Annotated in this window: 10 protein-coding genes and 1 tRNA gene; 5 read left to right on the forward strand and 6 right to left on the reverse strand. The window is 57.5% G+C overall.

Going from position 1 to position 15,134, the window contains the following annotated elements:
• Positions 1 to 17: 17 nt before the first annotated feature.
• Positions 18 to 476: a gamma-glutamylcyclotransferase family protein gene (locus ACVWZ1_RS01145; protein WP_457502314.1), complete on the reverse strand. Its 459-nt coding sequence runs from the start codon at positions 474 to 476 to the stop codon at positions 18 to 20.
• A gap of 89 nt (positions 477 to 565) precedes the next feature.
• On the opposite strand from ACVWZ1_RS01145, the gene ACVWZ1_RS01150 reads away from it, so the two are divergent.
• Positions 566 to 2,917: an exonuclease domain-containing protein gene (locus tag ACVWZ1_RS01150; protein WP_457502315.1), complete on the forward strand. Its 2,352-nt coding sequence runs from the start codon at positions 566 to 568 to the stop codon at positions 2,915 to 2,917.
• Positions 2,918 to 3,144: 227 nt separating this feature from the next.
• Here the strand turns inward: ACVWZ1_RS01150 and ACVWZ1_RS01155 are convergent.
• A tRNA-Pro gene (locus ACVWZ1_RS01155) sits at positions 3,145 to 3,218 on the reverse strand.
• A gap of 290 nt (positions 3,219 to 3,508) precedes the next feature.
• Here ACVWZ1_RS01155 and rpsB point away from each other — a divergent pair.
• From rpsB to queG, 4 genes are all read left to right on the forward strand, one after another.
• Positions 3,509 to 4,303: a 30S ribosomal protein S2 gene (rpsB, locus tag ACVWZ1_RS01160; protein ID WP_414351880.1), complete on the forward strand. Its 795-nt coding sequence runs from the start codon at positions 3,509 to 3,511 to the stop codon at positions 4,301 to 4,303.
• A gap of 144 nt (positions 4,304 to 4,447) precedes the next feature.
• Positions 4,448 to 5,239 (forward strand): translation elongation factor Ts, encoded by a 792-nt coding sequence (gene tsf / locus ACVWZ1_RS01165; protein ID WP_457502369.1) that lies wholly within the window; start codon positions 4,448 to 4,450, stop codon positions 5,237 to 5,239.
• Between the two features lie 222 nt (positions 5,240 to 5,461).
• Positions 5,462 to 6,877 carry an amidohydrolase gene (locus ACVWZ1_RS01170; RefSeq protein WP_457502316.1) on the forward strand — a complete coding sequence of 472 codons (1,416 nt, stop codon included), beginning with the start codon at positions 5,462 to 5,464 and terminating at the stop codon, positions 6,875 to 6,877.
• 2 nt (positions 6,878 to 6,879) lie between these two features.
• Positions 6,880 to 7,881 carry a tRNA epoxyqueuosine(34) reductase QueG gene (gene queG / locus ACVWZ1_RS01175; RefSeq protein ID WP_457502317.1) on the forward strand — a complete coding sequence of 334 codons (1,002 nt, stop codon included), beginning with the start codon at positions 6,880 to 6,882 and terminating at the stop codon, positions 7,879 to 7,881.
• Positions 7,882 to 8,304: 423 nt separating this feature from the next.
• Here queG and dnaN read toward each other — a convergent pair whose 3' ends face one another.
• The 4 genes from dnaN to pyk all read right to left on the reverse strand — a co-directional run bounded on the left by dnaN (position 8,305) and on the right by pyk (position 15,082).
• Positions 8,305 to 9,681 carry a DNA polymerase III subunit beta gene (dnaN, locus tag ACVWZ1_RS01180; protein WP_457502370.1) on the reverse strand — a complete coding sequence of 459 codons (1,377 nt, stop codon included), beginning with the start codon at positions 9,679 to 9,681 and terminating at the stop codon, positions 8,305 to 8,307.
• Positions 9,682 to 10,421: 740 nt separating this feature from the next.
• Positions 10,422 to 12,704 carry a RelA/SpoT family protein gene (locus ACVWZ1_RS01185; protein ID WP_457502318.1) on the reverse strand — a complete coding sequence of 761 codons (2,283 nt, stop codon included), beginning with the start codon at positions 12,702 to 12,704 and terminating at the stop codon, positions 10,422 to 10,424.
• Positions 12,705 to 12,854: 150 nt separating this feature from the next.
• Positions 12,855 to 13,085: a DUF4327 family protein gene (locus ACVWZ1_RS01190; RefSeq protein ID WP_414412891.1), complete on the reverse strand. Its 231-nt coding sequence runs from the start codon at positions 13,083 to 13,085 to the stop codon at positions 12,855 to 12,857.
• A gap of 137 nt (positions 13,086 to 13,222) precedes the next feature.
• The gene (gene pyk, locus ACVWZ1_RS01195; RefSeq protein WP_414388286.1) at positions 13,223 to 15,082 is read right to left on the reverse strand and encodes a pyruvate kinase; all 1,860 of its coding nucleotides are present in this window, start codon (positions 15,080 to 15,082) and stop codon (positions 13,223 to 13,225) included.
• Positions 15,083 to 15,134: the final 52 nt, after the last annotated feature.

The raw sequence follows: 15,134 nt of genomic DNA on the forward strand, positions 1-15,134 counted from the left end.
CCTTGGACAGAGTGCTCTCAGCCACCCAACCCCATCGCTTCAATTTGATGAATGTAGTCGGGGGGAAGCCCATGCTCTCGTGCCCCCTTCAAGATTCCTTGAAGATATCCCTCGCTTGGGATCAATGAATCATCAATGAATGAATCTCCCGCCACGTAAGTCATTGCTTCGATCACTTCACCCTCATCGCTTCGAACCTGAACCTGCTGGCGACGGTAATGACCTCCCGAAATTCCTTCATACCGATCCATCCTCTCCAGCCTGTCCGAGCTGCACAGATAGGCAACTCCCCACACAACCCCAGAGGGATCCCGGACAATGTTGGCCTTGCCGGTTCCATCGTTGCCGCGCTTGTTGAACGTCAGGCGGTATCCCTGCAAACGAGCACGCCTAGCTTCCTTGAAATCAACAGCACGGTGTCCCATCTGCTGGGCATCTAGGTTACTTCCGTATGCAAAATACCACTGCTCACTCATCTCTAGTTCCCTTGGTGTCGGGTGAACCCGCCTACCCAGAATTACACTGAGATATTGAGCACATTAGCATCACGGGATCCCGCCCTTCCATGAGCTACTTGGTTATCGACACCGAGGGCAACCCCAACCTCAAAGAAATCGCCCTTATCGACAGCAGCGGCAAGCTTATTTACCATGCCTACACCCAAGAATACTCGCCCCACCACCCCCAGCCCAAACCTTTGGCCCAAATCGTTGCTGACCTGCGGCGCTTGGCACAAGGCAAGACTCTTGTTTTCCACCACGCAGATCACGACCTAAAAATCCTTAAACAAGCCTTTGACCAAGTTAACCAAGATTGGCTTCCTAACCCCATCTTCTGTACTTGGTCAGCCGCCAAGCAATGTTTTCCCAACCTTGCCGGTTACAGCCTAGAGTATCTCAGCAAACATCTCGGGATCCAACTGGAGAGCGGTTACTTCAACTCCAAACTGGCCCACGACGCCAGCTACGATGCCCTCTTTACCTACCACCTCTATCGCCACCTCACCCACGCTCAGCTCAAAGCCCAGAATGTTCCCAATCCTTTCGCCAACAGCAGAGTTGACAATCCCTTTCAGCATTATCCCGACGAGACCACCATCTATCAGCCTCAGTACCAGCAGCTCACTGCCACCCTACAGGAGATCCAACGGGATCCCAACCACCAGAGCCGAGGGGTTGTCTTACTGGGAGAACCTGGATCCGGCAAGACCCACCTGATCATGCGGGTGGCCCAAAACCTCCTGCGCTACAACCGTCTCCTGTTTATCCCTCAGCCCACCCATCCCGACAACATCTACCACCACATCTACAGCCACACCCTGGAATCCCTGCGCGAACGGGTAGATGCCCATCGCCACACCCAGCTCGACTACTTGATTGCCAAGAGCTTTGTGGAAATCTTGAAAACCTTCCCCCAAACCTCAAAAACTGAAGAGTTTCTCTCCCTTCTCACGGCGGATCCCCTCAACCTCTTTCATCGCCTGGGAGCAGAAGGCAGCGAGCGTCGTCGTCAACAATGGCAAGCCATTGAAAAACAGGTTCTGCGCTGGTGGGCAGAGCAAAACTTCCTTACCGGTTCCACCGAAAACATTCTCAAGGGCATCATCAAATACTGCAGCTACAGGGATCCCAACCGCCGTCACCAGATCATCCGCTGGCTCAGCGGTACCGACCTGGATCCTGAAGAAACCAACTTGATTGGGTTGCCCCCTTGGAGTGCAGATCTGGATCGCAACACCTTTGCCCTAGAAGGGATGAAAGTCATCGGCAGGCTTTCGCTGCTCGACCAGCCCCTGATCATTGTCTTCGACCAATTGGAGGCTCTGGGCCGAGAGGAAAATCGAGATATCCTTCTCAACTTTGGCGATGCTCTAAAAGAGCTTTTTACCCGTATTCCCAACAGTCTGTTTATCCTCAATCTGTTCCCCGACCGTTGGCAACATTTCCAAACCCAATTTGACCGGGCTACCGTCGATCGCCTCTCCCAAACCGTCCTCTCCCTAGATCTCCCCTCTCTTCCCCAGCTTCAAGCCCTTCTCCAGAGCCGCCTGCCCTCAGGGATCCACCTCCAAGCTCTCTTCACCGCCGATGACCTCAGCGATATCCTCAGCCAACCCTCCATCCGCGCCATTCTCAACCGAGCCTCAGCCTACTACCGCCACTACATCAACGGGATCCCTCTCCCTCCCCAGGTGCAAGTTGTACCCACTGCCAGCAATCTAGCCGTCCGTGTCCAGCGGCTCGAAACTGAGCTGCAAACCCTCAAACAACTGCTCATCCCCCTTCTGCCTGCCCACGGCCCCTCCATCGTTCTATCTCCACCCCTTCGGGATCCCAGCCCATCTGCCGATCTTGTTGAGACGCTGGATCCCTATCTCCGCACCACTGAGGCTCAGCTCCGCGCCGCCTATCCCCAAGAGGCGATCATCGACAGCACAGCTGATATCGGCAAATTGCGCACCATCGTCAATGCCCTGCAAGGGATCCATCCTCTCCCCATGAGTGCCCTGAAGCTGGGCAAACACAAGCTTCCAGATCACCTCTATTTCCCCAGCAAAAAGCGGGTGATTGCCTTTATCCAAGTGGGTCCCAGCAGCATGTATGGACAGCTCAATAACTTCAACCAATTGGTGATTGCTCACCCTGAGCTTCAGTTTCTCTTGCTGCGGGATGCCCGCCTCAAGCCTCCTTCCAAAAAGGCTACCGCCACCCAAGCGGCCTTGGCCGCCCTCAACAACAGCCCCAATGGCAAGTATGATCTGCTCACCCAAGACGACCGCATCCATCTGGAGCTTATGCACAGGATGATCACCGACATCCAAAACCGCGACCTGGAAATCGACCTGACCCAAGCCGTTCGGTATTATCTTGACCACAGGGATCCCTCCCTTATTGCCTGGATCCTGGGCCGTGATTAAGCGCTCCAGATCCGTCGAAACCCCATGTTGTTCAAGGTCGGCTCCGCATCGGGATCCAGCACCGTAAAACCGGGATCCCATATTGTCCGGCCAAGCTTGTGACCTGATTCTTAAGGCTGCCGATCAACGGAGCCAATGGCAAGGGATTGACAGCGGAGCCAAAGTACCTCAAAGTTTCCGGCATAGTGGGCTTTGTCCGGCTCAAGCCCTCCCCTGATTACTCAGTATCGGAGCGGCGGGATTTGAACCCACGACCCCCACTACCCCAAAGTGGTGCGCTACCAAGCTGCGCTACGCCCCGACGCACTTACGGGTAGAAGCCCATGAAGTGCCTAGCTAGTCTAGCATCGGATCGCGGCCAGAGTTAACCCCAAGCTGCGGGATCCCGTGGAAAACATGCTAGCTTAGTTAAGCCGTTAAGAAATCGCACGCCTGAACCACCGGGTGTCCTTACAGCCCTTTCGCGGTTTGCTGCAACAGCTCCTGAGTTCCTTGCCAATGGGGGTAGAGCGCTCTGTGCAGGTAACCGGCGGGAAGGCCGTAACTGGGATCCGTTCGGGCGGAGGCTAACCCGTAGGAGAGGAAAAACTCATGAGCGTAGTCAGTTTGCCTCAACTGTTGGAGGCAGGGGTTCACTTCGGCCACAAGGCCAGCCGCTGGAACCCGAAAATGCGGCCCTACATCTTTACCGAGCGGAACGGCATCCACATTATCGATTTGGTGCAGACGGCCCGCTATCTGAACGAAGCCTACGAGTATGTGCGGGATGCTGCTGACAGGGGTTGGCGCTTCCTGTTTGTGGGCACCAAACGGCAAGCTGCCGGGATCATCGCTCAAGAGGCTCGTCGCTGTGGCAGCTACTATGTCAACCAGCGCTGGTTGGGGGGTATGCTCACCAACTGGGCCACCATCAAAACCCGCATCGACCGCCTCAAAGAAATTGAGGAGATGGAGAGCAGCGGTCTTCTGGATCGCCTGCCCAAACAAGAGGCCAGCCGTCTGCGGCGAGAGTTGGCCAGGTTGGAAAAGTACTTGGGCGGCATTAAAACGATGCGCAAGCTCCCCGATGCGGTGATCATCGTCGATCAGCGGCGGGAGGCCAACGCCGTTCAGGAATGTATCAAGCTGAACATCCCGATCATCTCACTGCTGGACACCAACTGCGACCCCGATCTCAGCGATATCTTCATTCCCTCTAACGACGATGCCATCCGAGCGATTAAGCTGATTGTAGGCAAGCTGGCGGATGCCATCTACGAAGGGCGGCATGGGCAGCTCGACACCGTTGAGGAGGATGAGTACGACTACGAAGGGGCCATGGATCTGGACGACGACATGCTGGAGGATATGGAGGACGAAGAAGAAGGAGAAGCCGACGAAGGCTAGAGCAAGGGCAGGGATCCCGTGCAATCCGGACACTTCCCTGCCTGTTCCCTATCCAGAGGCGTGTATTCTTGAAATCTAGGTTTACAATTCTACCGAAGCCCGCTCATTCTCACTCATATCCCGCCACATTCTTCCCGTTCTTTCATTCGAGGAGCCCTCATGAGCATTGATGCCAAACTGGTCAAAGAGCTGCGCGAAAAGACGGGCGCAGGCATGATGGACTGCAAAAAAGCCCTGGAAGATTCCGGTGGCGATATGGAGAAAGCCGTCACCTGGCTGCGACAGAAAGGGTTGGCAGGGGCAGCCAAAAAGGCCAGTCGCGTCGCGGCAGAGGGGGCAGTTGACAGCTACATCCACTTCGGCAATCGAATTGGGGTGTTGGTGGAAGTGAACTGCGAGACGGACTTCGTGGCCCGCAACGAAGATTTCAAGAAATTGGTGCAAGACATCGCCAAGCAGATTGCCGCCTGCCAAAACGTAGAATACGTCAGCGTTGACCAGATCCCTGCTGAAGTGGTGGAGCGGGAAAAAGCCATTGAAATGGGCAAAGAAGATCTGGCCAATAAGCCGGAGAACATACGCGAGAAGATCGTGCAAGGTCGCATCGAAAAGCGCCTGAAAGAGTTATCCCTGTTGGATCAACCCTTTATTAAAGATTCCTCGATCACGGTGGAGGAATTGGTCAAGCAGCACATTGCCAAACTGGGGGAAAACATTCGGGTGCGGCGGTTTGTGCGCTTTGTCCTGGGAGAGGGGATCGAGAAAGAAGAAGTGGATTTTGCTGCTGAGGTTGCCGCTCAAGCCGGTCTCAAGCCGGCAGAGGCCCCCAAAGTGGAAGAGACTCCACCCGCTCCTCCTGAAGAACCTGCCCCAGAACCGGCCCCTGCTGCCGAGAGCAAGCCGGCCAAAAAAGGCTCCGCCAAGAAAAAGAAATAGCCGGTCAAGGCTGAGCTGTAGGGCCATGTCGGCGGTGCAGAGGCGTTGAAACTGCGTTATGGAGAGTGTGGGCACCTCTATGTCGGCAGTTCTATAACCACTACGCTTGGGTATCCCTTGGGGGAAAGGCTAGGTTATGCATGCAAATGTTCTGATCCTCCCGCCTTGGCAGGGTTAACTCCAGCACGCTAAGGTAGCAGACGGCCTTTTTGGATCCCGGGCATGAGTTTTATCTTGCGCAATGCGTTAATTCCCACCGCCACCGGCTACGAAACCGCAGATGTGCGAATCGAGGGGGAGCGGATTGCTGCCATAGGCAGAGGGTTACCCGCAACGGGCGCAGACAGCCTGGAACTGGATGCCAGTAACCAACTCTTGCTGCCGGGCTTTGTCAATGCCCACACCCATTCTCCCGAAATGTGGCAACGAGGGATCATACCGCCCTATCCGCTGGAGCTGTGGCTGGCACAACTGCACGAGTATGCGCCGCCGGATCCGGAAAAAATCTATCTCAGCGCGCTGGGGACGGCGGTGGAAACCCTGCTGACGGGGGGCACCTCGGTGGTGGATCATCTGGTGTTGATCCCAGGCCAAGAGTTGGCCACCATTGAGGCGGCGGTACGGGCCTACCGAGAAGTCGGGATCCGTGCCTTCGTGGGCCCCTTGATCCAGGATCAGGCTCTCTCTCGGGGGTTGCCCAGCAGCTCCTCTTGGGATCAGGAGCCGGAAACCTATCCCCTCTCCACAGCAGAGGTGCTGGCCATTGTGGAAGAGGCGGTGCAGCGCTTTCACCGGCCAGAAGAGGGCATTACCCTCATGGTGGCTCCCACAGGGATCCAACTGTGCTCAGACGAGCTGTTCAAGGGCTGTGCGGAGTTAAGCCAGAAGTATGACCTACCCCGCCACGCCCACCTGTTGGAAACCCGCGCCCAGCAGATGTTGGCCCAGGAAAAGTACGGCTGTAGTGCTGTGGAGCATCTGGAGCGCTTGGGCTACCTAGACCGGAAAACTTCCTTGGCCCACTGTGTCTGGCTCAGCGATGCCGATATCGAGATCTTGGCCCGCACCGGCTCTACCGTTGTTCACAACCCCCTGAGCAACCTGCGCCTGGGCAGCGGCATTGCCCCCATCTTGAAATACCGCCGGGCAGGGGTGAACGTGGCCTTTGGCTGCGATGGATCGGCCAGCAACGATTCGCAGGATTTGCTAGAGGCCATCAAAATCGGCACCATCCTTCACAACATCACGGATCCCGACTACCGCCACTGGATTTCTCCCCGCGAGAGCATCGAGATGGCAGCCCGAGGTGGGGCAATCGGCTTGGGCCTGGGGGATCAGATGGGATCCCTGGAAGTGGGCAAGCAAGCGGATCTGGTGCTGTACGATCTCACCCAACTGTCGCTGTTGCCCCGTACCGATCCCATTGGGCTGCTGGTGTTGGGTCGGCCCACCCAGGCAGTGCATAGCGTTTGGGTGCGAGGAAAACAGGTGGTGTCCGGCGGAGCCGTGACGACGGTGGATGTGGCCAAGCTGCGGCAGGATCTGTTTGCCCACAGCACCTGGGATCCCTCCCGCCGCTCACAGCAGGTGGCACAGCTGGAGGCCCGCTACCGCCGCGTGATGGGTTTGCCGGCATAGCCATGGCAGGGATCCCTGCGGGTTCAGAGGTCGACTGGGCCAGAGCCACTGCGCAGGTGAAACGACAGGCCCTGGCCCTGGGTTTTGACAAAGTCGGCATTGCCAGCATAGAGGATCCCCCCGACTTGCGGGGCCTGCAAGCTTGGCTGGCTGCGGACATGGCCGCCGACATGGCCTGGATGGCGGATCCTAGGCGAATGGATCCAAAGCAGGTGCTGCCGGGGGTGCAGTCGTTGGTCTGTGTGGCTTTGAATTACTACACCCCCATCCGCCACAGCCAGGATCCCGGCAAGGGCAAGATCTCCCGCTACGCTTGGGGTCGAGATTATCACCGCGTGTTGGGACGGCGGCTCAAACAACTCCACCTCTGGATGCAAGCCCAGTTCCCAAATCATACGGGTCGATTCTACGTGGATACCGGCCCGGTGGCGGAAAAGCCCTGGGCCATGCAGGCGGGCTTGGGTTGGATCGGCAAAAACAGCCTGTTGCTCACCCGCGAGTACGGCTCCTGGGTGTTTCTGGGAGTGATCCTGACCACCCTGCCGTTGCTCCCTGACCAGCCCCACACCGCTCACTGCGGCACCTGTACCCGCTGCCTAGAGGCTTGCCCCACGCAGGCCATCGTCAGCCCAGGGGTGGTGGATTCCCGCCGCTGCGTTGCCTACCACACTCTAGAAAGCCACGCCGAGCGGATCCCTGCCAAGATTGCCCAGAACCTGCACAACTGGGTGGCCGGCTGTGACATCTGCCAGGAGGTCTGCCCTTGGAACCAACGCTTTGCCCAACCCAGCCGGATCCCGGATTTTCAGCCCTACTCTTGGAATGTTGCCCCTGATCTCCAGGAGCTGGCCCGGATCGATGATCGGGAATTCGACCACAAGTTTCCGGCCTCTGCCCTGCGCCGGCTCAAGGCCCACCGCCTGCGCCGCAACGCCCAAGCAGCCCTGGAAGGCAATTCCAGCTCTGCAGCTGGCAGCAACGATTTGGAAGCCCCCTCTACTTAACTTGGATACGCTTTCCTAGCAGGATCTTACGGCCTCGAGGCCGGCGCCAGAAAATGGTGGGGCTATTGTCTCTGGGCCAGGGACGCAAGCTAACATACATGCCCTACCCTCTTTCTGAGGCCACAGTGCTGGGCCGCCATGGTCTTGCTCTCGTGGGAGCGGTTTTGCGCAAAGGACGTGTGGACTTGGTGCAGGAGTTTACCCACCGCTTTGTTTGAGCTGGATCGACTCAAACACGGTAGCCCCACCTAAAACACGGTCATTTCAAGCTAGATTAGGACACTCCCTGAACGCTCGGCGCCGCTTCCGCGACCATCCCTGGCTCCTTTCCCTCTGGGAGAGGGGGCAATGCAAACAACTGTAGATTTGTACTGAGATGACCTTGAGAGTTTTGGACTAGAGCTGGGTGGAGCTCTCCTAAGACTAGGTAGCCCGTAGCTGCACCGGCATAACCAAATAACAGAGCCGCATTGCCCCAAGGGGCTTCCAGATGGCCGGCTGCGTGGCGCCGTTTAGCTCCAGGCTCACCTGCTGCGTATGAAACACCCTGAGGGCATCCAGCAGGTAACGCACATTGAAGGCCAGCTCCAGGTCAGGGCCGGACATTTGCACCGGCAACGATTCCTCGCCACTGCCCACATCGGGCGCCTCGGTGCTGATGCGCAGGGTTTGGGTTGCGGCAGAAAGATTGAACTTGACGATGTCGTTTCTTTGGGCAGCGAGTACTCCCACCCGCTCCAGCGACTCCATCAAGGGCCGACGCTCCAGGGTTACCTGCCGCTCAAATTGCCTGGGAATCAGGCGGTTGTAGTCGGGATATTGGCCCTCCAAGAGACGGCTGGTAATCCGCTGTTGGCACTGGGTTTTGCCGGCGCGAGGGGGCAGGACAAACTGCACCTGGGATCGGTCAAACCTCAGCTCCACCGTAGAGGCCGCGGTCTGGGTGCCGAGGATGCGCTCCACCTCTCGCAAAGTGCGAGCGGGAATGGTGAAATCCAACCCTATTTCCCCATGAGCCGAAGCAACCGGGATCCCGTCCGCCTCCACCTGCACCATCGCCAGACGATGCCCGTCGGTGGCCGCAAACTCTAGGCAAGGGGGATCCCCTGGCAAGAGCTTGACATGCACTCCTGTGAGCACCTGCTTGGTCTCATCTCCAGAGGCCGCAAAAAGGGTTTGGCCGATCCCTTGCAACAGGCTCTCGATGGGCAGCTCCAGGGCCTGAGCTGTTGGGCTTTCCTCCCCCACAAAATCGCCATCTGCGTCGGCGGCGGGAAGCGATATCTCCGGCAGGGTGGGGTACTCTTCAGCCGACAGGCTGCGCACTTGATACTGGCCGGCTGCCGACATGAGAATCACAGGGGCACTCTCCTGGGCTTGGCTGCTCGCGTCAAGAGTCACTGGGCCGCTGGGCAGGCGGCTGACGATGTCGCTGAGCAGCTTGGCCGGCAGGGTGGTGCGACCGGATCCCTTGACCTGAGCCTCGAACTCGCTGCGAATGCACAAGTTCAAGTCAAAGGCAGTGAGGGCAACCCGTTGAGTTTCCGCATCGACCTCTACCAACACGTTGGCCAAAACGGGCAGGGCGGGGCGGCTGGCCACAGCCCGTCCAACGGAAGCGAGGTGGTGGCTGAGATCGGCTTGCTCGCAGGTGAAGCTAAAACCCTCCAGCGGCGCGTCAACAGCTTCGTTAAAGCGGCTCTCCCCACGATAGGGAGCTGCAGTCTTGCTGCTGCGCAACACCGGCGCGAACGACTCGGTTTCCGATTCTCGATCCACAGGACGCTGAGCTTGCACCATCAGGGGCACTTGAGGGCTGAACATGCACATCCTACACCGGCTGCCCCGACTGGATCCCTGCCCTTGCAGACAAGTTTTGGAAAATTTGCCTCGCGCGTAGGACAGATCTGAAATTTCGATCCCTGCCTAATTTAATTTTTTGATCTAGTAGTAGTAGGGGCTGTGGAAACTGTGGAAAGTGATCGTCAACACCTTGCGCCATGAGCTTTTGAGCCTATTCCCCACCTGTGGAAAAACTGTGGATAACTTGGCCACTTTTCCACAGGGTATTTATACCTGTTAATAACTTGGGGGTTTTTCCACAGGTTTTCCACAGATTTTCCAGGTTTTTCCACAGGTTTTCCACAGGCTAATGTTATGGTTTTCTGACAAATTCATAAAAATTAACGCACAGTCAGTGTGAGATCCCCTAAGGTAGTGAATCCTTCCCCCTAGATATGGCTGGGGATTCCACCGGAGCTGGGGCGGGCTTCGCTGGATTTCCACAGGTTTTCCACAGGCTGTCGAAGAAAGCCTGGGATATTGCTCTGGGCTTGTCGGCCTTGCCTGGCCACCTGTGAGCTGACACGGGATTTTTGGCAAGACCCCAGAGGAGCGGGAAAGCGCTCTGCGCACCAGAAGCGGCAAAGGAGGTCAGGATGAGGATGGGACAGCGCCTGACCCAAAATTGGGCTGCTGCAGGAGCGAGTCGCAATAGGGATGCGGTCTAGAGTCCGTACCCGCGAAGGGCCAGGCGTAGGTCAACGGGATCCGTTTTGGTGATGGCGGGAGCGCAGCACGATCACGTCAGAAAGCTGGCGCAGTTGACTTTGAACCTGGGTGAGCTGTTTTTTATCACGTACATCGATACAGAGATCGATCAGGGCGGTGCGGTTGGCAAAAGTTTGTACCTTAGCATTGCGAACATTAATGCCTTGATCCGATAGACGGGAAAGAATGTCCCGCAGCACCCCAACGCGGTCGATAACCTCCAGATGCAGTTCTACCGGGTAGATCTGGGCGCTCTGCCGCAGTTGCTCTTCGTTCCATCGTACCGGCACCAGCCGTTCCCCCGAAACCTGGGCCACCCTTGGGCAATCCCGGTGATGGATGCTGATCCCCTTAAAGCGGGTGACCACGCCCAAGATCGGATCCCCCGGCAGCGGATTACAACACTTGGCCAACTGGTGTTTCAGACCCTCCACCCCCAGAATGGGAGATTGGGATTTGACGGAACTGGGAGCCGCAGAAGCCCGTGGCAACAACAGCTTGGATCCCTCAAGCGATTCCTCCTCTGTGGGAGCAGATACTGCCGGCCTGCTGACCTCCTGCAGCCGATGGATCACCAGCGTGGGGGTTGTCTCACCATAACCCAGAGCGGCTAACAAATCCTCTACACTGGCGTAGTTGAGCTTTTCGGCTACCTTCTGCATCCGCTCTGATTTGAGCAGGGCATCAAAGCCCGTTTTGCCCAGCTCCCGCTCCAGCAAATGCCGGCCCCGCGCGATGTTTTGCTCGCGATTGGAGCGCTTAAACCATTGGCGAATGCGATTGCGGGCAGAGCTGGTGGCAACGAAATTGATCCAGTCCAGGCTGGGATGGGCATTCTTGTGGGTAATGATCTGCACGATGTCGCCGTTGCGCAGGCGGGTATCCAGAGGCACGATCTTGTTGTTCACCCGCGCCCCCGCACAGTGATCCCCAACTTCGGAGTGGATGCGATAGGCGAAGTCCACCGGACAGGATCCCTGGGGCAGGGCCAGCAAGTCCCCCTTGGGCGTGAAAACGTAAACCTCGCTCTCAAACAGATTCTCGCGAAGGGTGTCCAGATACTCTTTGTCGTCTTTGAGGTCGTTTTGCCACTCCAAGAGCTGCCGCAGCCAGGTGAAGCGCTCCTCGTCCGCCTTGACGGTGGTGCTGCCGGCCTCCTTGTACTTCCAGTGGGCGGCGATCCCGTACTCAGCCACGCGGTGCATCTCTTCGGTGCGGATCTGCACCTCCACCGGTCTTCCCTGCGGGCCAATCACCGCCGTATGCAAAGATTGGTAACGATTGGCCTTGGGCAGACCAATGTAGTCTTTGAAACGCCCGGGGATGGGGCGAAAGCAGTTGTGAACGACTGCCAGCACCCGATAGCACTCGCTGTTGGTATGCACGATCACCCGCACTGCCGAGAGATCGTAAATCTCGTGAAATTCTTTGTGCTGCTGCTGCATCTTGCGATAGATGCTGTACAAATGTTTGGGCCGTCCGCTGATCTCAAAGCGTTCCAGTCCCGCTTGAAGAAGGTTCTGCCGCAGCTCTTCGATAAAAGCTTGGATCTCGGCCTCTCGCTCGGCGCGCTTGGCGTTGACCAATTCCTGAATCTTCCGGTAAGCCTCGTAGTCCAGATACTTAAAAGCCAAGTCTTCCAGTTCCCATTTGAAATGCCAGATCCCCAGCCGGTTGGCCAAAGGGGCGAAAATTTCCATGGTTTCGGCTGCAATTTGCCGTTGCTTACTGGGGGAGAGATACTGCAGCGTGCGCATGTTGTGTAAGCGATCCGCCAGCTTGACCACGATGACTCGAATATCTTTGGCCATGGCCACAAACATGCGGCGGAAATTTTCCGCTTGCTGCTCGGTTTTGCTGGAGAAATTGAACTTAGAGAGTTTGGTAACTCCTTCTACCAGTAGGCGAACTTCAGAGCCGAATTCAGCTTCCAGGGCTTCTGGGGTAACTTCTGTATCCTCAATAACATCGTGCAAAAGGCCCGCTGCCACCGTCACCGCATCTCCCCCCAGCTCCCGCAGGAGAGTGGCCACGGCTACCGGATGGGCAATGTAGGGATCCCCCGATTTGCGTTTTTGGCCCTGATGCAAACAGTAAGAAAACTCAAAGGCACGGCGCAGCAGATCGGCTTCTTCAGCCGTGTAGGGCCGCAACCCATCGCCGGGATCCTCGGCACCGGAAAGCAGAGCACGCAGCCACCCTGGCACCTCAAAACCGAGGCTATTCAGGTCGAGACCTCCATCTGAGGTGGCAATGACAGCCGTCTGACCCATGCGAACCCGGCGAAAAGGGATGTTTAATTACTGACTATAGTTCATCCAGCTTAACCGCCGACAGATCAAGAGGGAAAAAACGGGTGGAATAGAAAGAAGCATTGGCTGTCTGCCAACGCCGACCGCTTGCCATCCTCGGCAGATCGAGAGTCAGTCTTCGCCCCACTCCTCGCAGTCGCCGATTAAATCGCAGAGAGGATCCGAGGGGCAGTAGTCTTGCAGCTCCAGCTCTTGGGCAATCGCCTGCCACTCCCGCTGGGGGAAGAAGGGTTGCAGGTGGGCAATGGCTTCGGAGCGGCGCAAGACCCCCTGCCGGACAAGGCGACGAGCTTCCTCCTGGATAGCCTCAACCGCATAGTGGGTGGCTTGTAAAGTGGGCATAGCTTAACCTACACGTGGGATGAATGGGACGCACCGAGGGGTCGGGAAAATCTTGCCCTGTCACCCCCATCATAGAACTGGGTCTCGTTTCGTAGCAAGAGATACAAGTTTGTATTGCAGATAACTTCAGAGCCCGGTTAAAAGCCTAGGCCATCGGCTCCCGCAGTCACTATGCCTTTTTCTGCATCCAAAGTGACAATAGACCCATCCCGGATTAAGCGGGTGGCATCCTTGACCCCCACCAGCACCGGCACCCCCAGCCGCAGGCCAATGACCGCCGCATGAGAGGAAGCTCCCTCTTCCTCGGTAATCACCCCGGCTGCCTGCTTGATGGCCTCCACATAGTTGGCGTCGGTGGATTGGGCAACCAAAATGTCCCCGGCGGTGATTTTGCTGGCATCGAGGCTGGATCTCAAGATGCGGGCCGGGCCGCTGACAATGCCTTTGCCAAACCCTTTGCCTTGAGCCACCACCGCTTTCACCACATCCACCTTGATCAGATCGGTGGATCCCGCAACGCCTGGCAGGGTTCCTGCACTGAGCACCACCAAGTCGCCATCCTTGAGCAAGCCATCTTCCTGAGCCAAGCTGATGGCCGCTTGAAAGGTCTGGCGGGTGGTGGCCAAATCCATAACCAACAGCGGATGAACTCCCCAAACCAACTGCAGCCGCCGTGCCACCTCCACATGGGGGGTTACGGCCAGGATGGGAGTGCGGGGGCGAAACTTGGAGACATTGCGAGCAGTAGCCCCTGTTTTGGTCAGGGTCATCACGGCTACAGCATCCAACTCTTGGGCGATCTCCCCCACGGCGCGGCTGATCGAGTCGGTGATCAGGGTTTTGGGCCGCATTCCAGCAGGACTGTTGCCGTTGTTTTGGCTCAGCTCCTGCATGGCAAGGGCGCGAAGGCGTTGTCGTCGGTCGGCGGAGGTCAGGTCAAAGTAATCGCGCTCAGTGCGCACGGCAATGCGGGCCATGGTAGCAACGGCCTCGACAGGGTATTTGCCCACAGCCGTCTCGTTGGAGAGCATGACGGCATCGGTGCCATCCAAAATGGCGTTGGCCACATCGGAGATTTCGGCACGGGTAGGCCGGGGGCTGTGCACCATGCTGTCCAGCATTTGGGTGGCCGTAATCACCGGGATCCCCAGGGAGTTGGCCAGGGCGATCACCCGCTTCTGCAGGATCGGCACCTCTTCCGCGGGCAGCTCTACCCCCAGATCTCCCCGCGCCACCATCACACCGTCGCTGAGGGCCAAAATCTGGGGCAGTTGTTCGATGGCCTCGTGTTTCTCGATCTTGACGATGATGGGTACCCGCTTGTCGGCTGAGCCGGAAGAAGGCCGTTTGGCTGAGGCAATGAGCTCCCGCAGCTCCAGCACATCAGAGGGATCCCGCACAAAGCTGAGGGCCACCCAATCCACCCCTTGGTTGAGGCCGAAGTAGAGATCTTCTTTATCCTTTGGGGTCACGGCGCGGATGCTCAGGCGCACACCGGGGAAATTGACCCCCTTGTTGTTGGAGAGGGTACCCCCGACAATGGTGCGGCAGAAGAGTTCGCCCGCTTCCGGATCCACGGCTTCCACCCGCATCTCCACTCGACCGTCGTCGATGAGGATCGTCGCTCCTTCGGGCACTTCCTGGGCCAGCTTGTCGTAGGTGACCCAACTGCGCTCTTGGGATCCCAAGACGGGCTTACTGGTCAACACAAAGGGATCCCCTGCCTTGAGGGTGATCGAGCCTTCGGCGAACTTGCCCAGGCGGATTTTGGGCCCCTGCAGGTCTTGCAAAATGGCGACCTGGATGCCCAGATCCATCGCGGTTTGGCGGATCAGGCGAATGCTGCGGCGGTGTAGCTCGTGATCCCCATGGGAGAAGTTCAGGCGAAGGGTGGTTGCCCCTTGCAGGATCATCTCCCTGAGAATGGCTGGATTTGAGCTGGCAGGGCCGATGGTGGCAACAATTTTGGTGCGTCGAAAAGAATCCCTCAAATGCATGTCCACTGTTCCCAAGGGAGAGCAGCCCAGATCCTTCCCCCACATAGGGATC

Source organism: Thermostichus sp. MS-CIW-25 (assembly GCF_054060015.1).

Bases quoted from the DNA above. Each gene is read 5' to 3' on its own strand.
- ACVWZ1_RS01145 (WP_457502314.1), bottom strand. From the start codon at position 476: ATGAGTGAGCAGTGGTATTTTGCATACGGAAGTAACCTAGATGCCCAG.
- ACVWZ1_RS01150 (WP_457502315.1), top strand. From the start codon at position 566: ATGAGCTACTTGGTTATCGACACCGAGGGCAACCCCAACCTCAAAGAA.
- rpsB (WP_414351880.1), top strand. From the start codon at position 3,509: ATGAGCGTAGTCAGTTTGCCTCAACTGTTGGAGGCAGGGGTTCACTTC.
- ACVWZ1_RS01170 (WP_457502316.1), top strand. From the start codon at position 5,462: ATGAGTTTTATCTTGCGCAATGCGTTAATTCCCACCGCCACCGGCTAC.
- queG (WP_457502317.1), top strand. From the start codon at position 6,880: ATGGCAGGGATCCCTGCGGGTTCAGAGGTCGACTGGGCCAGAGCCACT.
- dnaN (WP_457502370.1), bottom strand. From the start codon at position 9,681: ATGGTGCAAGCTCAGCGTCCTGTGGATCGAGAATCGGAAACCGAGTCG.
- ACVWZ1_RS01185 (WP_457502318.1), bottom strand. From the start codon at position 12,704: ATGGGTCAGACGGCTGTCATTGCCACCTCAGATGGAGGTCTCGACCTG.
- ACVWZ1_RS01190 (WP_414412891.1), bottom strand. From the start codon at position 13,085: ATGCCCACTTTACAAGCCACCCACTATGCGGTTGAGGCTATCCAGGAG.
- pyk (WP_414388286.1), bottom strand. From the start codon at position 15,082: ATGCATTTGAGGGATTCTTTTCGACGCACCAAAATTGTTGCCACCATC.